18 protein-coding genes and 1 pseudogene are annotated in these 17,935 nt (G+C 68.2%); 11 read left to right on the forward strand and 8 right to left on the reverse strand.

Annotation, left to right across the window (positions count from 1 at the left end):
* Nucleotides 1-617 (reverse strand): annotated as a pseudogene (locus ACFXN1_RS33450) (N-acetyl-gamma-glutamyl-phosphate reductase); the annotation flags it as partial.
* 88 nt (nucleotides 618-705) lie between these two features.
* Here ACFXN1_RS33450 and ACFXN1_RS33455 point away from each other — a divergent pair.
* Complete coding sequence (locus tag ACFXN1_RS33455; RefSeq protein WP_379443458.1) at nucleotides 706-2,442, forward strand: LCP family protein; 1,737 nt, start codon at nucleotides 706-708, stop codon at nucleotides 2,440-2,442.
* 65 nt (nucleotides 2,443-2,507) lie between these two features.
* Here ACFXN1_RS33455 and ACFXN1_RS33460 read toward each other — a convergent pair whose 3' ends face one another.
* On the reverse strand, nucleotides 2,508-3,386 hold the full coding sequence (locus ACFXN1_RS33460) for an RNA polymerase sigma-70 factor (protein ID WP_379443457.1): 879 nt from the start codon (nucleotides 3,384-3,386) through the stop codon (nucleotides 2,508-2,510).
* A gap of 146 nt (nucleotides 3,387-3,532) precedes the next feature.
* Between ACFXN1_RS33460 and ACFXN1_RS33465 the strand changes: the two genes are divergently transcribed.
* The 7 genes from ACFXN1_RS33465 (at nucleotide 3,533) to ACFXN1_RS33495 (ending at nucleotide 9,246) form a co-directional block, all read left to right on the forward strand.
* Nucleotides 3,533-4,051: a nitroreductase/quinone reductase family protein gene (locus ACFXN1_RS33465; RefSeq protein ID WP_379443437.1), complete on the forward strand. Its 519-nt coding sequence runs from the start codon at nucleotides 3,533-3,535 to the stop codon at nucleotides 4,049-4,051.
* Between the two features lie 35 nt (nucleotides 4,052-4,086).
* Nucleotides 4,087-4,446 (forward strand): hypothetical protein, encoded by a 360-nt coding sequence (locus ACFXN1_RS33470; RefSeq protein ID WP_379443436.1) that lies wholly within the window; start codon nucleotides 4,087-4,089, stop codon nucleotides 4,444-4,446.
* Nucleotides 4,447-4,677: 231 nt separating this feature from the next.
* The gene (locus tag ACFXN1_RS33475) at nucleotides 4,678-5,418 is read left to right on the forward strand and encodes an alpha/beta hydrolase (protein ID WP_379443456.1); all 741 of its coding nucleotides are present in this window, start codon (nucleotides 4,678-4,680) and stop codon (nucleotides 5,416-5,418) included.
* 159 nt (nucleotides 5,419-5,577) lie between these two features.
* Nucleotides 5,578-6,387 carry an FAD-dependent monooxygenase gene (locus tag ACFXN1_RS33480; RefSeq protein WP_379443434.1) on the forward strand — a complete coding sequence of 270 codons (810 nt, stop codon included), beginning with the start codon at nucleotides 5,578-5,580 and terminating at the stop codon, nucleotides 6,385-6,387.
* Between the two features lie 10 nt (nucleotides 6,388-6,397).
* On the forward strand, nucleotides 6,398-7,138 hold the full coding sequence (locus ACFXN1_RS33485) for an FAD-dependent monooxygenase (protein ID WP_379443433.1): 741 nt from the start codon (nucleotides 6,398-6,400) through the stop codon (nucleotides 7,136-7,138).
* A 120-nt stretch (nucleotides 7,139-7,258) separates the two neighbouring features.
* Nucleotides 7,259-8,134, forward strand: coding sequence for an alpha/beta fold hydrolase (locus ACFXN1_RS33490; protein WP_379443432.1), 876 nt, complete (start codon nucleotides 7,259-7,261; stop codon nucleotides 8,132-8,134).
* A 38-nt stretch (nucleotides 8,135-8,172) separates the two neighbouring features.
* Nucleotides 8,173-9,246: a GlxA family transcriptional regulator gene (locus tag ACFXN1_RS33495; protein WP_379443430.1), complete on the forward strand. Its 1,074-nt coding sequence runs from the start codon at nucleotides 8,173-8,175 to the stop codon at nucleotides 9,244-9,246.
* On the opposite strand, the gene ACFXN1_RS33500 is transcribed toward ACFXN1_RS33495, so the two are convergent.
* The 5 genes from ACFXN1_RS33500 to ACFXN1_RS33520 form a co-directional block, all read right to left on the reverse strand.
* Entirely contained in the window at nucleotides 9,222-9,641 is a 420-nt protein-coding gene (locus ACFXN1_RS33500) for a hypothetical protein (protein ID WP_379463751.1), read from the reverse strand. The two genes, ACFXN1_RS33495 and ACFXN1_RS33500, sit on opposite strands and share 25 nt — an antisense overlap.
* Before the next feature lie 5 nt (nucleotides 9,642-9,646).
* Nucleotides 9,647-10,996, reverse strand: a complete 1,350-nt coding sequence (locus ACFXN1_RS33505; RefSeq protein WP_379443427.1) for an amino acid deaminase — start codon at nucleotides 10,994-10,996, stop codon at nucleotides 9,647-9,649.
* A gap of 99 nt (nucleotides 10,997-11,095) precedes the next feature.
* Nucleotides 11,096-11,524, reverse strand: coding sequence for a hypothetical protein (locus tag ACFXN1_RS33510; RefSeq protein WP_379443425.1), 429 nt, complete (start codon nucleotides 11,522-11,524; stop codon nucleotides 11,096-11,098).
* A gap of 127 nt (nucleotides 11,525-11,651) precedes the next feature.
* On the reverse strand, nucleotides 11,652-12,704 hold the full coding sequence (locus tag ACFXN1_RS33515; protein ID WP_379443424.1) for a hypothetical protein: 1,053 nt from the start codon (nucleotides 12,702-12,704) through the stop codon (nucleotides 11,652-11,654).
* A 34-nt stretch (nucleotides 12,705-12,738) separates the two neighbouring features.
* Nucleotides 12,739-13,248: a PspA/IM30 family protein gene (locus tag ACFXN1_RS33520; protein ID WP_379443422.1), complete on the reverse strand. Its 510-nt coding sequence runs from the start codon at nucleotides 13,246-13,248 to the stop codon at nucleotides 12,739-12,741.
* Nucleotides 13,249-13,571: 323 nt separating this feature from the next.
* Between ACFXN1_RS33520 and rho the strand changes: the two genes are divergently transcribed.
* Nucleotides 13,572-14,744: a transcription termination factor Rho gene (gene rho / locus ACFXN1_RS33525; protein WP_379443421.1), complete on the forward strand. Its 1,173-nt coding sequence runs from the start codon at nucleotides 13,572-13,574 to the stop codon at nucleotides 14,742-14,744.
* Here rho and ACFXN1_RS33530 read toward each other — a convergent pair.
* Nucleotides 14,731-15,516, reverse strand: a complete 786-nt coding sequence (locus ACFXN1_RS33530) for an alpha/beta hydrolase (protein ID WP_379443419.1) — start codon at nucleotides 15,514-15,516, stop codon at nucleotides 14,731-14,733. The two genes, rho and ACFXN1_RS33530, sit on opposite strands and share 14 nt — an antisense overlap.
* A 141-nt stretch (nucleotides 15,517-15,657) precedes the next feature.
* On the opposite strand from ACFXN1_RS33530, the gene ACFXN1_RS33535 reads away from it, so the two are divergent.
* Nucleotides 15,658-15,960 carry a hypothetical protein gene (locus ACFXN1_RS33535; protein WP_379443418.1) on the forward strand — a complete coding sequence of 101 codons (303 nt, stop codon included), beginning with the start codon at nucleotides 15,658-15,660 and terminating at the stop codon, nucleotides 15,958-15,960.
* 408 nt (nucleotides 15,961-16,368) lie between these two features.
* Complete coding sequence (locus tag ACFXN1_RS33540) at nucleotides 16,369-17,820, forward strand: DUF222 domain-containing protein (RefSeq protein WP_379463752.1); 1,452 nt, start codon at nucleotides 16,369-16,371, stop codon at nucleotides 17,818-17,820.
* Nucleotides 17,821-17,935 lie beyond the last annotated feature (115 nt).

A 17,935-nucleotide genomic window follows, 5' to 3' on the forward strand; every position in this document is an offset into this window, starting at 1 on the left:
GAGCCCATCACCTCCGAGCCCAGCAGGCCCACATCGAGTTTGCGGCCCGCGCCCGACGTGCCGCTCACCGCAACCACATTCACGCGCGGTTCGATGATGCCGGCCGCGACAGCCGGGGCCAGCGCCAGGCTCGACACGGTCGGGTAGCAGCCGGGAACGGCGATCCGGGTGGCGCCGCGCAGCTTCTCGCGCCCGCCGGGCAGCTCGGGCAACCCGTAGGGCCAGCTGCCGGCGTGCGGGGTGCCGTAATACTTCTCCCACGCCGCCGGATCGGTCAGCCGGAAGTCGGCACCGCAGTCGATGATGATCGTGGATTCCGGCAACGCCGTGGCGATCGCCGCGGACTGCCCGTGCGGCAGGCCGAGGAAGACCACATCGTGGCCGGAGAGCTCCTCGACGGTGGTGGGCGCGAGCACCCGATCGGCCAGCGGCAGCAGATGTGGCTGCAGCTCACCCAGGGTGGTACCGGCATTGGACCCCGCGGTCAGCGCCCCGATCTCGAGGCGCCCGCTTCGGTAGGCTGGATGACCGAGCAGCAGGCGCAGGACTTCACCACCCGCGTACCCGCTCGCACCAGCTACCGCGACCCGCAGGGGCCCGTTCGAGGTATCCACCATGTGATGATTATGCACGACTGTGCAAGCTCATTCACAACCGGGCGGAGATCTGACAGAGAGCGCCGCTTACGGCACACTCGACAGCGCCATGTACGACGACGCCACCCAACCGTTGCCGGTCGTCGGCCCCCAGCCGGGCCGCACCCGCCGGGCACCGGAGACGCCAAACCCGACTCCCCGCCGTTCGCGGCGTGCCGAGGCGGACTCCACCAGCCGGCGCGCGGACAAGCGGCGGCGCACCGCCGGTAAGCGTGATGACACCGACGGCAAGCGTGACCGCAGCGGCGGCAAGCCCGAGCGCACCGCGGCCCAGCGCGAGCGCGACAGGCGCCTGCGCCTCGCCGGACGCGGCATCACGGCCCTGGTGGCCGCGGGTGTGATCGGCGTAACAGGTCTGGTCTGGTACGGCCGCAACGACTTCGATTCCGGCTTCGTCCGCTCGGGCGCGATCGCGCCGGAGGACGTCAATCTCGACGGCGACATCAACATGCTGCTGATCGGCCTGGACACCCGGAAAGACCTGAACGGCAACGATCTACCCAAGGAGATCCTCGACCAGCTGCACGCCGGTGACGGCTCGGAGGGCGGCTACAACGCCAATTCGCTGATCCTGGTGCATATTCCGAAGGATCTGAAGCACATCATCGCGTTCTCCATCCCGCGCGACGACTACGTTCCGGTGCAGGGCATTCCGGGTTACGACCACGCCAAGATCAAGGAGTCCTACGGCCTCAAGAAGTACACGGTCGAGGAGAAGCTCAAGGCGAAGGGCATGGCCGACGGGCCCGACCTGGAGCGTCAGGGCCGGGAAGCGGGCCGCGCCAGCATCGTTCAGACTGTGAAAGCGCTCACAGGCGTGCCCATCAACCGGTTCGCGGAGATCTCCCTGGCCGGCTTCTACGACCTCGCGACCGCACTCGGCGGCGTCGACGTGTGTCTCAATCACGCCGTCGACGACAGCTACTACTCCGGCGCGCAGTTCCCCGCCGGACCCCAGCACCTGGACGGCTCCGACGCGCTGGCGTTCGTGCGGCAGCGGCACGGGCTGGAGAACGGCGACCTCGACCGCACCCACCGGCAGCAGGCATTCCTGACCTCGGTGGCCAATTCCATGAAGAGCTCGGGCACGCTGGCCAACCCGGGCCGGCTCAAGGCACTGATGGATGTGGCGCACAAGGACGTGGTGCTGTCGGACGGCTGGAGCCTCACCGATTTCGCCACCACGCTGGGCCGCGCGGAGAACCCGACAGTGGAGTTCCGCACACTGCCGGTGCTGCGCTACGACACGGTCGACGGCCAGGACGTGAACATCATCGATCCGGTGGCGATCAAGAAGACGGTGCGCGAGGCGTTCGGCGTCTCCACCCCGGCCGCGCCCAGCGCGCCGGCCACCACGCCCACCTCGACGCTGGACGTGGCCAATGCCAGCGGCACGCCCGGCCAGGCCGCCCATGTGTCGAAGTTGCTGGCCGCCAAGGGATTCCCGGCCGGTGACGTCGCCAACGCCACCTACGCCGACGGCACCACCTCGACCGTCTACTACGGCACCGGCGCCGATACCGACGCCAAACAGCTGTCGGAGATGTTCGGCGGGATCCCGGTGAGCCCGTCCACCGAGGTGTCCAGCGGGCACGTGAAGCTGGTCGTCGGCGCGGATCTCGAGATTCCGGCGTCGCTGGACCCCTCCGCCGCCACCACCAGCCCGACCACCACCGCGGGCGGCTCCTCGACCAGCGCCGCGGCCACCGACACCACCACGGATGCACCCGATTCCGGCAAGCCCGTCACCACCCAGATCGGTTCGAAGATCCCCTGCGTGAACTGATCCACCGCGGCCGGTCGCTGAAATCCCCAGTCGCACAACGGTTCAGCGGCCGCTGATCGCCCGGGTCACCGTTCCAGGGCGCGGGTCAGTTCGGCTGTCCCCAGCTTGTCCGGGTTGCGGATGGCGTACAGCCCGGTGATGCGGTCGCCGGAGGTCTCGATCAGCTCGACGGTGTCGAGGCGTCCGTCGGCGGTGCGCAGCAGCAGGGCGGGCAGCGCGTTGTAGGTGCCGACCTCGACGGTCATGTCCGCCATGGCTTTCCGGCTCAGCCCGATCAGATAGTGGGCGACGCGCTCCGCGCCGATGACCGGGCGGCGCGCCGCACTCACCTTGCCGCCGCCGTCGGAGATCTGGACGACATCGGGGGCCAGCACATCCATGAGGGTCTGCAGATCACCGGTTTGCGTGGCCCGCAGGAACCGGTCGATCACCTCGCGGCTGGTCCCGGAGTCGGGTTCGAAGCGCTTGCGCCGGGCCCGCACGTGCGCGCGGGCCCGATGCGCGATCTGACGCACGGTGGCATCCGATTTGCCGACCATGCCGGCGATGTCGACGAGGCTGTGGCCGAACACCTCCGAGAGCACGAACACCGCGCGTTCGGTGGGCCCGAGGGTCTCGAGCACCAGCAGCATGGCCATCGACACCGATTCGGCCAGCAGCACATCGTGACTGGCGTCGGATTCGGTGCGGATGGGCTCGGGCAGCCAGCTGCCGACGTAGTCCTCGCGGCGGCGGCGCACGGTGCGCAGGTGGTTGAGCGCCTGCCGGGTGACGATGGTGGTGAGGTAGGCGCGCGGATGCTCGATCCGCGCCGGATCGGTCTCGCGCCAGCGAAGATAGCTGTCCTGCAACACATCCTCGGCATCGGCGGCGCTGCCGAGCAGCTCGTAGGCGATGGTGAACAGCAGCGGCCGCAGCCGATCGAACGCGTCCACCCCGCTCATCGGTCCGGTGTCAGCGCCGATGCTCATATCCGAAGCCTAATCACGAACCGGGCGAGCACGACACCATCCTTCAGGAGCCACTACGTCAACTCACTGGACACCATGTACATTGAGCCCGTACGACCGCCGACCCGAGGGGACCTCCAATGCCCGGCACCGATTCCGGCCCGCTGACCCTGGCGGGTCGCTTCAACTACTACTCCAGCACCCATCTCGGCGCGGTCGCCCGCTTCTACGCCCGCCTGCACCGCCGCCTCTTCGACCGCTTCGGCGGCACCCGCTTCGCCACCCTCTTCGGCCACCCGGTCCTCGAATTGACCGTCCCCGGGCGCACATCCGGCCAACCCCGCCCCGTCATGCTCATGCTGGTCCGCACCGGCGACACCCTCCTGGTCTGCGGCTCCAACGGCGGCAACCCCGGCACTCCCAACTGGTGGAAAAACCTCCTGGCCGCCGACCACGCCAGCGTCCGCATCGGCCGCGAAACCTTCCCCGTCACCACCCGCGTAGTCACCGACGACACGGAATACGCCACCCACTGGCAAACCCTCGCCGCCGCCTACCCCCACTTCACCACCTACCGAGCCCTCAGCCCCCGCCACTTCCCCATCGCCGTCCTCACCCGCGCCGACGCCCGAACCAACGACCTGGGCGGAAAAGGCTGAAAATCAGATTTCAGCAGCACGGGACCGCGCTGATCATGACGCCGCGCGCGGGGGCCGACGAGCGGTTGCCGACGCAGCACGAGCGGCATCGAGACCGGCTGGTGGCGGCGCTGCTCATCGACGGCCGCGACGACGAGATGATCGTCTCCGGCGGCGAGAACATCTATCCCCGCGAGGTCGAGAACGCGCTGTCCGAGCATCCCGCCGTCGCCGATGTCATCGTGGTCGGCATCGCTGATCCGGAGTACGGCCAGGTGCTGCGGGCCTATCTGGTGACCACCGACGCCGACCCCGGCGACGACGCCCTCAAACAGCACATCCGGACTCGCCTGGAACGCTACAAGGTGCCCGAGCAGTTCGTCCGTCTCCCCGAGCTCCCCCGCAATCCCAGCTGAAAAGTGCTGCGCCACAAGCTCGGCGAGCAGGCCGCCTCGTGACGCGTCGCTTGCGGCCTCCGGTCCGCGTTGGTACCGTGCCGTGGACCGTGACATCACGAAGGAGGTGAGACCCATGAACGACGTATCGAGGTGGGTGCTCCCCATCGTGGTCGCGGTTGGGCGTACGAAGTAGCTGTCGCCGGGAGCGCCTGTGTTGCAAGGCATTCCGAGAGGCAGAACATCATGCACCTGAACTTCACCGCGGAGACGTCGGAAAACGGCGTCCGTGAACGCGATTTCCTCCTGGGCGAGATCACCGGCGTACTGTGGTCGCCCGAATCCACGTCCGAGAACGCACCCCTGATTCTGCTGGGTCACAGTGGCGGCGTGCACAAGCGCGCCCCGAACCTCGTGACGACGGCGCGTCACTTCGTGACCGAATCCGGTTACCGGGTGGCCGCCATCGACGCCCCGGGGCACGGCGACCGGCCGCGCAACGAGGAGGACCAGCGGTGGGCCGACGCGCTGCACGCGGCGCGGGCGGCCGGGGAACCGATGGACTCGATCATCGCCGAGTTCAACATGTCCCTGGCAGAGCGGGCCGTGCCGGAGTGGCAGGCCACCCTGGACGCGCTGCAGGCGCTGCCGGAGATCGGCCCGGACGCTCCGGTCGGCTACGGCGGCATCACCCTGGGCACCGTCATCGGCATGATGCTGGTGGCCGTCGAACCCCGCATCCGGGCCGCGACCTTCAACAGCGTGTTCGTGTTCGACGCGCTGTTCGAGGCCGCACGCAAGATCACCATCCCCCTCACCCTCCAGGTCGCCTGGAACGACGCGGAAATCGACCGCCGGCCCAGCTTCGACCTGTTCGAGGCGTTCGCGTCGGAGGAGAAGACGCTGCTGGCGAATCCGGGCCGGCACAATCAGATGGCCAGGACCCAGCCCGATTTCGCGGCGGCGTTCATGCGCCACCATCTGGGCCGGTAGCCGAAAGAGTCCATCCGGCAACGGATGACGATCGGCAAAGGGAAGCGGTGATCCGCTTCCCTTTTCAACATATATCGCACCCCCGGGCTTGCGGCAAGACCCCCGGTATGCCGCAGAATCGCTGGCCGTAGCCGAAATCCGTGGAATGGAGTAGCGCGAGTGCGTGTGACGAGTGCCGACGTGATCATTGCGGGCGCGGGCCCGACGGGTCTGATGCTGGCCGCCGAACTGCTGGCAGCCGGGGTGCGGCCGGTGGTCCTGGAGCGCAGTCCGATGCTGCGGACCGTACCGAAGGCCAATGGTTTCAGCGGGCAGATCTTGCAATTGCTGAGCTATCGAGGCGTGCTGGACCGCTTCGAATCGGCCGGCGCGGCGGTCGCCCCCGCCGCGGCCTTCCCGTTCGGCGGAATGCACGTGGACCTGAGCCCGCTGCCGGACCCCCCGCTGCGCGCACTGCACCTCGCGCAGCCGCGACTCGAGCAGCTGCTCGACGAGCTGGTGCGCGAGCGCGGTGGCGAGGTGCGGCGCGGGCACACCGTGACCGGGATCGAGCAGGATGACGCCGGGGCCACCGTGGCGGTGTCGGGTCCGGAAGGCCCGTATCAACTGACCGCCCACTACGTCGTGGGCTGCGACGGTGCGCGCAGCAAGGTCCGGGAGCTGGCGGGAATCGCCTTCCCCGGCATCACCTATCCGGAGGTCAACCGCCTGGGTCAGGTCGCGGTGGCGGCCGGGGTGACCGTGCTGGACAACGGCGATCTGGACGTCGACGGGCACGGTGTCGTCCCCGCCGGTTTCACCCGCACCGAGCGCGGCGTGTTCGCGGTCGGCTCGCTCGCCACCGGCATGCTCATGGTGCAGACCACCGAGGACACCGCCATCGAGACCGATGACAACGAGCCGATGACCCTGGCGGAGCTGAGCGACAGCATCCGCCGCGTCCTGGGGGGTCGACCTGCCACTCGGTGATCCGATCCGGTTGTCCCGCTATCAGTTCCAGGCACGACAGGCCGAAAGATTCCGCGCCGGAAGGATTCTGGTGGCCGGGGATGCCGCGCACACGTTCCCGGCCACGGGTGTCGGCCTCAACGCGGGCATGCTCGACGCGGTGAATCTGGCCTGGAAGCTGGCCGCGGACATCGACGGCCGGGCCCCGGACCGGCTGCTCGACAGCTACCACGCGGAGCGTTCCTTCGCGGCGGCCCGCACCATGGTGCACACCCAGGCGCAGGCGGCGCTGCGCCGCGGCGACGATCCGGCGGCCGAGGCACTCCGGACACTGTTCCAGGAACTGCTCACCGATGCACCGGCCCTGCACCGGCTGGGGTCCATGATCGCGGGCGCCGACATCCGCTATCCGCTGCCGAATCCCAACGGGCACCAGCTGACCGGAGCCTTCCTCCCCGATCTGCACCTGCACCCCGGTGCCGCCCAGTCCCTGCACGACGCCCGCCCGGTGCTGCTCGATCTCGCCGACCGCGCGGACCTGCGCGAGATCGCCGAGCTGTGGGGCGACCGCGTCGACATCCGGACGGCCGCCACCGACGACCGGCCCGCCGATGCCGTCCTGATCCGCCCGGACGCCCGTATCGCCTGGGCCGCAACGGTCGGCGAATCCCCCGCCACCGCCGAACCCGGGCTGCGGGACGCACTGACCACCTGGTTCGGCGCACCGACGCGGGTAACTGTCCCGAGCGCGGGAAACACGGTCAGCGACTGACCGGATCGGCCACACCGCTGATCCGTCCGGCCCGAGCCCTCGGCCCGGATCGGTTTCCGGCGTTCAATTCCGGCATGCCGCAAACGCGGCCGGAACGAAATCGCTTGGAAGGACCGGGAAATGACCGAGTTCGTTACGCTCGAGCACGGGCGGATCGCGTGTGATGTGGCCGGGGACGGACCGCTGGTGGTGCTGTCGCACGGCATGGGAACCTGGCGGCAGGAGTTCCGGCACCTGGTCGGGCCGCTGGTCGCGGCCGGATACCGGGTGGTGAACGCCGATATGCGCGGGCACGGCGAATCCAGCCCGAACTGGCCCTCGGTGACCGGGAAGGAAGCCATCAGCCGCACCGACGTGGCCCACGACCTGCTGGGTGTCATCCGGCATTTCGGGGGTCCCGCGGTCATCATCGGGCATTCGCTGTCGGGCGGCTCGGCCACCATCGCGGCGGCGGAGGCCCCCGAGTTGGTGAGCGCCATCGTCGAAATCGACCCGTTCACCCTCACCCAGCAGCTGCACATCGGCACGATGATCACCAGCCGCCGGTACCGCCGCGGCATGGTGCGCCTGCTCGCCACCCAGGGGCTGCGGTCTTTCCGGTGGTGGTTCCGCTATCTGGAGATCGCCTACCCGACCAAGCCCGCCGACCACGAGGAGTTCCTCGCCGGCCTGCAGACCATCCTGCGGCAGCCCGACCGCTGGGCGGAATTCATGAAGACCGGCGCCACCACCCCGGCCGACGCGCACGCTCGCATCGCCGACATCCGCTGTCCCGCACTGGTGCTCATGGGCACCCAGGATCCGGACTTCGCCGACCCGCGGGCCGAGGCCGAGGCGATCGTGGCGGCCATGCCGGCGGGACTGGGCCGGGTCGCCATGGTGGAGGGCGGCGGCCACTACCCGCACGCGCAGTGCGCCGACCGAGTAGCCGAACTGGTCATCCGGTTCCTCGACCGGCACATCGCCCGCCGCACATCCGAATCGGTCAGCCACTGACCGTGGCAGCCGAGCCCGGCGACTGCGATGATGGCGGGATGCCCGCACCCCGCACCATCGTTTTCGTTGTCTACCAGGGCATGCAGCTGTCCGAGCTGGCCGGGCCGCTGGATGTGTTCGCGCTCCTCAACGGTGTCCGCGAGCGGCCGCCCGCGCTGCTGCCGCCGGTGCTGCAGGAGCATCCCATCAGTTCGGCGGGCGGCCAGGCGGATTCGGACGGCGCAGCCCTGCCCTACCGCCTGCTGACCGCCTCGCCCGGGGGCCGCCCGATCACCGCGGACGGCGGCCTGACCCTGTCGGTGGAGCATTCGCTGCACGACATCGCCGCCGGCGACGACTTCGACACCCTGATCGTGGTGGGCGGCATGGCCTCCGGGCCGGGCGGGGCGGAGGTGGTACGGGAGCTGCCCGCCCTGGCCCGCAAGGCGCGGCGGGTGACCTCGGTGTGCGCGGGCGCGCTGCTGCTGGCCGCGGCCGGGTTGCTCGACGGCTACCGGGCCACCACCCACTGGGCCTCGACCGACCTGATGGCCCAGCGCTATCCGCGGGTCACGGTCGAACCGGATCGTATCTACGTCCGCGACCGCAATCGCTGGACGTCGGCGGGCATGTCGGCGGGCGTCGATCTGGCGCTGGCACTGGTCGAGGACGACTACGGCCGCGAGGTCGCCGCCATGATCGCGCGGCTGTACGTGGTGTTCACCCGGCGTCCCGGCGGGCAGACCCAGTTCAGCGCGCAGCTGCGCACCCAGCCCGCGCGCACGCCCGCGATCCGCGCGGTGCAGCAGTGGCTGCCCGATCATCTCGACGCGAACCTCGGGGTGGCCGAGCTGGCCCGCCGCGCGGGCATGAGCGAACGCAACTTCGCCCGGGCCTTCCGCATCGAAACCGGCAGCACGCCTGCGGCTTTCGTGGAGGATCTGCGCATAGAGGCGGCCCGCCGCCTGCTGGAGTCGACCGAGCTGACCATCGGTGCGATCGCCCGCCAGGTCGGCTACCGCCACGGCGAGACCCTGCACCGGGTGTTCGGCCGACGCCTGGCCACCACGCCCGAACGCTACCGGCAGCATTTCGCCACCGGCGCGGCTCAATTGGCGGGGACCAGCGAGTAGATCCACCAGGGGCGTTGCGGCAGTTCGAATTTGAAAATCTGCATGCGGTAGCTCACCCACTCGCCGGTCTCGGGCGAGCGCACCCGCACGGGCCGGCGGGCGACCTTCTCGGGCGGAACCTCGGTGGACCAGAAGCGATCCCACTCCGGGGCCGCGCTGAAGCGGTCGACGATGGCCGCGAGTCGTTCGGGCGCGTGGGTGGCGGAGGCCGTGTAGCGGAATCCGTACACCATGAAGTGCGCTTCGTGTTCCCAGTCGTCGATGACCCGGCACGAACGCGGACCGCATCGCTGTCGCCGATGGATCGCGCCCGTGCCGCGAGGCATCCGTCGTCGCGGCGGTGGACCGGACCTCGAGGTCCACCCGCCGCGGCCGAAGCGGAGCGGCTGCGACATCCCGCTCAGAAATACGTGTGCAGGAAGTCGACGATCCGCGGCCGCTCGGCGTCGGCGTCATCGATCACCGGGATGAGACGCCACTTGTCGAACGCGGTGCAGGGATGCGAAAGCCCCAGTCGCACCACACTTCCCACCGGTACCTGGTCGTCCGAAGCACCCGGCAGCCGTAAGAAGGCGTGCTGATCGTTCAAGGCCGAGACGTGCGCGCCGGCCGGCAGCGAAGTGGTCGCAACCGCCGAGAACCCGCTGTTCACCGGTCCCGCCATTCGCTGTGGAACCGGCAGCCCCAGATCGAACGGAACATCGCGCCTCCCGGCATCGAGCAGCGCGAGTTCCGCTTCCGGGCGGGACACACATCGTGCCCATCCGTGCATGGCCGACCGCAGCGGATGCTCCGCGCGCCCCGCGGCCAATGGTGAAATCCCGGAGTAGAACCCGTCATCGTGCACGAGATACGCGCCGGACCGCAGCACTACCACTGTCGGAACACCGTGCGCGCCTTCCTCATCCGCCAGTCCGGCCAGTCGCTCCACGACGAGGTCCGGATATGCGCTGCCGCCGGCGGTCACGATCGCACGATCGTCATATCGGCCTGCGGCCATGAGCTCCCGGTGCAGGATCGCGAGCTCGTCCAGGTAGTGCCGCACGGCCGCAATGGCCTCCGGGGTGCGGTCATGGGCGAGTGCGGCCTCGTAACCGCCGACCCCTGCGAGTCGCAGGCGCTGTGACTTGTGGACCGCGTCGGCAATGGCGTGGGCGGCGGCCAGACCGCGGGCGCCGGTACGGCCGTGCGGGCCACCGAGTTCCACGACGACGTTCAGCTGGACGCCATCGGGCGCGGACTCGAGATGGCGCTCCATCTCCCGGACCGCGTCGACGCCGTCGACCCAGCTGTAGAGTTCGAAATCGGGGTCACACGCTATTTCCGTTGCCGCCCAGTGCAACCCGATCGGATCCACCAGGGTATTGGCCAGCACGATGCGGTCGAGGCCGAACGACCGCCCGACCTGGGCCTGCCAGCCGGTGGCGAGGGTGATACCCCAGGAGCCGGTCTCGAGCTGTTCGGCCCAGAGCTGGGGCGACATGGAGGTCTTGCCGTGCGGGGCGAGCCGGACGCCGGCGGCGCGCGCCCAGTCGGCCATGACGTCCCGGTTCGTGTCCAGCGCGGAGCGGTCCATGGTGAGCACCGGGGTCTGCAGGTCGTCCAGGTGCGGATTCGTGGCCAGGTATTCGCGGACGGTCAGTCCCCAGGCGCCCGGGGGCAGCGATTTGTGCCGCGGGCCCAGGACAGCGTCGCCACAGGCGCGGACGCTGTCGCTGAGGGCTGCGGCGACTCCCTTGTCGAGGGCCACGACGCTCCTTTCGGTCGAAGCAACGTTGCATTGCTCGAGTGGAAGCAATCATGCACGGCACGATCCGCGACGTGTGCACCCGCTCGCGGGCTCGAGGCCCTACTCGACGCCGATGTGCTGGTGGTCGGTACGGATGCGGCCGTCCTCGTCCAGCGCGAGGACGTCCATCCCGCCACCGACCACGGTGCCATCGGCGGTCACCATCGACCACGTGAAGGCGATGACCTGCTTCAACAGCACCGTCGCTGCCCCACGCTGGACGAAGCGGTGTTCGCCCGCTGCCACGAACATCTCGTAGGCCCGCTCCACACGCCGTTCCAGCGCATGATGCCCCCGCACCTCGAGCGACGGGATCGGGAAGTTCAAGCGAGTGGCGGCATCTCGCATATCCTCCGGCGGATCGACGAGAATCTGCGCGCCGTCCTCGGCCCACAGTTCGCGAATGAGTTTGCGCCGCGGCTCCGGGTCGTGCTCGTTCCACATGGCCAGGTACCGGTCGGCGAGTTCGTTGATGTCGATGTTCGTCATGGCATCGAGTCTGCGCGGGTACGATGCGCTGCGCGATTCCCTCCAGGGAATGAGCGGGCTCTCCCGTCAGGGAATGAAACAGGGCCGCACGCGGTTTCAGCGTGCGGCCCTGTTCGCAGGACTCGGGTCAGTTCCCGGCGAGCACCGCGAGCACCGGCTCGGACAGGAAGAACGGCTCCAGCCGCTCGCGAATCAGCTTGGCCAGCACGCCGTTCCGCTTGGCGGCCTCCACCACGGCCGGGCCGTAGCGCAGGATCTCCTCGGCGATGACCGCCTCGGACAGGCCCAGCTCGGGCAGCATGGCCGCCAGGGTGTGGTCGCCGTACTTCTCGAAGAACACCTCGACGCCCTGGTCCACCAGCACGCCGACGTACTCCTTGTTGCGGGTGGTCAGCGCGATCCGGTGGATGATCAGGGCCAGGTCGCGGAGGTCCTGCTGGGACAGGTACTCGCGCAGGCCGCTGACCGGCTCACCGGCGTGCAGGTCCCAGAATTCCATGGCCGCGTCGTGCACCGGGGCGTCGCGCAGCATTTCGCGAATGGCGTTGTTGGTGCGTTTGAGCGCGAATTGCGCGCCCTTGCCGGCCATTTCGCCGATGAAGGTGCCGCCGGCCTTCTCCGCCGCCTTGCGCGCGGACTTGGCGGCATTGGTGCCCATGGAGACCAGGGAGCCGACGCCGGGAATCTTCGAGGCGATCTGCTTGTTGGTCTCCATCAGATCGTCGACCAGCTTGTCCACGAACTTGGCGGCCACGGTCGCGATGAGGGGGCTCTCGGTCAGCCGCTCCAGGATGCGTTCCTGGGCCTGGTGCATGCCGAAGAGCTTCTCCAGCAGCTGCTCGACCGGCTCGCGGTCCACCACGTCACCGAGGGTGTAGTCGTGATTCCCGGCGATGTTCTCGTACAGCGAGTCGGCCAGCGTGCCGACCATTTCGCCCAGTACCGGGCTGCCGCCGATCAGGTCGATGACATTGGCGACGGTCTGCTTGGCCTGATCGATCTCCACCACGTCGCGGAAGATGATGGTGTCGGCGACACCGATCACCGCTTCCACATCGCGGGCGATCACTTCGGCGAAGCGGTCACCGCTGACCTCGGCGACAATGAAGTCGACCTGCAGATCCAGGAGCTTCTCGGCGATTTCGCGTGACGTCCGCGACGGCGTATCGGACTCGGTCAAGGTTCCACCCATCAATTGAAGACGGAACGCCTGATCACTCGGAATCGTTGCCGTGCACCGATTTTCGAATCTGTTCCAGACGTTCCCGCGCGGCCTTCGCCCGCGCATCCCACTGTTCCTCGACGCTACGGCCCACTGGTGTCTGCCGATCGAGCTCGCCCATCCCCTGCGATGTCCCGTAGCGCTGCTCGACCTTATCGCGAACTGACTCGAAAGTAGGGACGCCGCCGGAGGTATACCCGCCGATCGCCGGACCTGCGGGGATACCCGCAGGCGGTACCGGTATCCCGGTGACCACGGGACCCGCTCCCACCTGCCCGGATGCCGGGGCCGTCTCAGACTGCGGATAGGTTTCCACGGGCAACGTGTCCGGAGTCACATCGATGACATCGGGTGCATGACCCAGGGTGGCCGCCAGTGACTGCGCCACCGCGTGCAGCGCGGCCAGCCCGGCCTTGCCGTCGGTGGCGGCCTCGACCACCGCCGCGAGTTCGGCGTCCGGCAGTTGCGCCAACAACGCCACGAGTTCCTTGGCATCGCTCATGGGTTCCAGGCTACGCATCGCGGGGACCGCGGCGGTCTGGCACAGCGCGCCGACAGCGGAACATTGCGCCGGATTCGGGGACAGCGTACGGTGAGGGCGTCGCAATCTCGTGGATGCAGGTCGACGCCGAGTCCCTCCCACGCGATTTCTTCCCTCCTCGAGCCGGTTACCCGGCGGCACTGTAGCTTCCGCCCGGTGCTGCACCGCCACTCGCGAACCACTCGGATTCGCTGGCGGTTTTCTACCGCCCTCGGCCGCATCCGGCCACACCAATCACTCACTCCCGGTGCACAAGTCACCTGATCCTTACAAGGAGAACTCTCATGACCACCATCGATCCCACGCCGCGGGTCGCCCACACCGCCGCGACCCCGGCCCTCGAACACATCGAAACCCTCACGCCCGCAACGGGAATACTGGACGTCCATGGCCAGAGCGGTGTGCTGCGCCGCAGCGGATACCTGCCCGGCCCCGAGGACATCCACGTGCCCGCCCGTTTGATCCGGAGCCACGGTCTGCGCCGCGGCGATGCCCTCACCGGCCTGGCGCAGCCGAATCCCAAGAACGCCAAGCTCGCTCCCCTGGTGCGGGTCGACACGGTGAACGCCCTGCCGGTCGCCGAGATCTCCCCGCGACCGCACTTCCAGGACCTGACCCCCATCCATCCCAATGAGCGGCTGCGACTCGAAACCGGGCCGCACCAGCTCACCACCCGCGTCACCGACCTCATGATGCCGATCGGCAGAGGCCAGCGCGCCTTGATCGTGGCACCGCCCAAGGCGGGCAAAACCTCTGTGCTGCAGGCGATTGCACACGGCATCGCCGCCAACCATCCCGAGGTGCACCTGATGCTGGTGCTGGTCGGCGAACGCCCCGAGGAGGTCACCGACCTCTCGCGCGGGGTACCCGCCGAGGTGATCGCCGCGACCTTCGATCATTCCCCCGCCGAACAGACCGCGCTGGCCGAACTGGCCATCGAACGCGCCCAACGGCTGGTCGAACAGGGCCGTGACGTCGTCGTCCTGCTCGACTCCCTGACCCGGCTCGCCCGCGCCTACAATATGACCGGACCCGCGTCGGGCCGAATCCTTTCCGGCGGTGTGGATTCCATGGCATTGACGCCGCCGAAGCGGTTCCTGGGCGCGGCCCGCAATATCGAACACGGCGGATCGCTGACCATCATCGCCAGCACGCTGGTCGAAACCGGTTCGCTCGCCGACACCGTCATCTTCGAGGAGTACAAGAGCACCGGCAATGCCGAGCTCAAACTCGACCGCGGACTGGCGAGCCGCCACGTCTTCCCGGCCGTGGACATCGCCAAGTCCAGCACCCGCCGCGACGAACTGCTGTTCGCCCCCGACGAGCGGCTCGCCGTGGACAGACTCCGCCGCACGCTGGCCGAACTGGACGATCAGCGCGCCCTCGACCTGCTCCTCGACGGCCTGCGCAAGACCGGCAGCAATGCCGAATTCCTCGCCAATATCATCCGGAAGTGAGGCGCTTGGGCGGCAGCACCCCGGCCGCCCAGGTCGCCACCGTCTCCGCCCAGCCCGGGAATCCGATGAGGTCGTTGTGCATGCCGCCGGGATAGATCACCAGCTGTTTGGGCTCGGGCGCGGCGGCGTACAGGTCGCGGCCCATCTGTACGGGCAGGAGTTCGTCCATGTCGCCGTGCATGATCATGACCGGGCAGGTCAGAGTGCGAATCCGAGGCAGGCTGGGATAGGCGTTGGGCACGAACAGCTTCGGCAGGAACGGATATACCGCGACCGCCGCGTCCCGCATGCCGGTGAAGGTCGACATGAGCAGTAGTGCGGCGGGCGGAAAGGCATTCGCCAGCTCGAGCATCACGCCGCCGCCGAGCGACTTTCCCAGATACACCAACCGGTTGGCATCCACACCGGGCTGCGCGAGCAATGCCTCCCGCGCCGCCCGCACGTCCAGATACGTCCCACGCTCGTCCGTCCGGCCGGTGCTGCGCCCATACCCGCGGTAATCGAAAACCATCACATCGAACCCGACCGCCGCGAGCATGCCCACCATCGGCGACCGATCCCCTATGTTCCCGCCGTTCCCGTGCGCGAACAGAATGTGCCCCAGCGGCTCCCCCACCGCCGGCACGAACCAGGCCTCGACGGTCTCGCCATCTGCGGTCCGCAGCGACATCTCCTCATAGTCGAGGCCATACGTCTCCGGAGTCTCCAGAATCCGCCGGTCGCCCGGCTGATAGCTGAGCGCATTGAGGATGGGGGTCGCCGGATGCCACATGGTTCTTTCTTACCTCCCTACCTCCCCGCCCGCCGAGAGACCTCACCTCCAATTCCCGATTCGACCAATTCGTCACTTTTGATTCGGACGGTGAATTCGAACCGGACGGGTCTGTCAGTGACACGAGATATGTTGCGGCACATGCCATTCGACGAGTACGACCTGATTCAGACAGACACCCTCGCCGGTCCCGAATCCCCCGACGGCGTGGTCATCCGGTCCGACCTGCTGCCGCCCGGCACGCACGGTTCCAATATCCGCGGCCTCGTGGACCGGAAGATCTGGGATGCCCTGCGCATTCCGGTCTGCACAGCCGCCGGAGATCGCTGCGAGATCTGCGGCGACCAGGTGATCCGCAACGGCCGCATCGGACGCCCCGGCTGCCACGAGAAGTGGATCTTCAAGTTCCACCCCGACCGCCCATCCAACGCCTGCAACGCCTGATCGCCCTCTGCCCCGGCTGCCACCAGGTCCAACATTCCGGCCTGGCCCGGGTAAAAGGCCGGGAGCAAGAGGTTATCGAGCGACTGTGCCGCCTGAACCGCTGGTCCCGCCGGCAAGCAGAACTCGACCTGAACCGCTCGACCGCCCGATGCGCCCACCTCGACCGCTTCAACTGGGACCTCGACCTGTCAGCACTCCACGGCCGCCTGATCATCCACAGCTACCCAACCCTGCACATACCCGCCGCCGACCGAGCCACACTCGGCAATTCCTTCTTCGGACTCCCGCCACGCAGATCTGCTCACCTCACTCGAGCCGATTCACCTGAAACATACGAAATTCTGAAACACATTGCATCACAATATAATTCGCCTTCTATCGCGATCATATTGGCGGTAGAATTAGCACATGGATTCGAAAGGAGAAACACTCGACACGTGCGGCATCGCCGACCTGGCGACCGCCGTCGAAACCCTCTCGAATTCCGTCCTGCACGGCAACCTCACCCCGTTCTCCGACGGTGACGTCGTGGAGTTGATGCAGCGGCTGGAAACCTGCAAACGTCAACTGTCGGCGCTGGATTCACGTTTGATCATCGAAGCCTGCAACCGTTCACTGCCCGAAGGCAGTGGGGCGAAGGACGTGGTGCCGTTTCTGCGCCAGACGTTGGGATTGTCGAGGTACGACGCGTCGGTGCGAGTAAAGATCACCCGCCAGTGCGGAGAATTCTTCGAACCCACCGGTCATCTGCGTCCGGCCGCGTTGGCGGCGACCGCCGAAGCCTTTGAGGCAGGCGACATCTCACGCGACCACGTCCGCAACATCATCGACGTCATGAACCACCTGCCCGCCGACATCCCCGCCGAGACCCGCGCCGAGGCCGAGGACATCCTGGTCGGCCACTCCCGGGTCGGGTGGCCCGATGACCTGCCCAAGATCGGTCGCGACGTCCTCGCCCGCATCGACCCCGACGGCAAGGTCGTCTCCGACACCGACCGCCGCCGTCGCCGCGGCCTCATCCTCGGCCGCCCCGGGGTGGATGGCATGTCGTGGATCGAGGGCTGGATCACCCCCGAACTGCGGGCCCTGCTCGATGCCGTCTTCGCCAAGCTCGCGCGTCCGGGCATGTGCAACATCGACGACGTCGACAGCGTCGCCGCCACGGTCAAAGTCGTCGATTCCAAGGTGCTGGAGGCCGCCGCCCGCCGTGACCGTCGCGATGCCGGTCAGCGCACTCACGACGCGTTGTTCGCGTTGTTGCAGCCCGGTGTCGACGCGGCCAAGCTGGGTTCGCATCGTGGTTTGCCGGTGCAGGCCATCCTGACCATGTCCGTCGCCGATCTCGAGCGTGGGGCCGGGGTCGCGACCACCGCTTCCGGCGGCCACGTGAGCATCGACGAGGCGTTGAAGATGGCCGAGGGCACCCGGCCGGTGCTGGCGGTCCTCGACGCCGACGGGCTGCCGCAGTACCTGGGCCGCTGCGAACGCCTGGCCACCCCCGCCCAACGGTTGGCGTTGATCGCTCGCGACAAGGGCTGCACCCGCCCGGGATGCGACGCCCCGGCGAGCATGTGCGCGGTGCACCACATCACCGACTGGGCCAAGGGCGGACCGACGGATCTGACCAATCTGACTTTGGTGTGCGATCACTGCCATGCGCTGGTCAATGACAGTGCCGACGGGTGGAAAACCGTTGTCATGGGCAAGGATTCCCCGTATCGGGGGCGGACCGGGTGGATTGCCCCGAGACGTCTTGACCCGACCGGTATTCCTAGGGTGAACGACCAACATCACGTGGGGCAGTGGGTCGCCACTGCCATCGAATCCAGTTGCCAGAGGTGGGGTTCACGGGCCGCATGATTCCCGGCTGCTCGTGTCGAGCTGGCGTGCGCAGGGACGGGGAAGTGTGGTCACCTCGCCTGCCCTACCGGACTCGAGCTGACGCCAGGTTGACAGCCGCCACCCGCCGATCCCG

Source organism: Nocardia sp. NPDC059154 (assembly GCF_042755705.1).
Lineage (GTDB): Bacteria > Actinomycetota > Actinomycetes > Mycobacteriales > Mycobacteriaceae > Nocardia.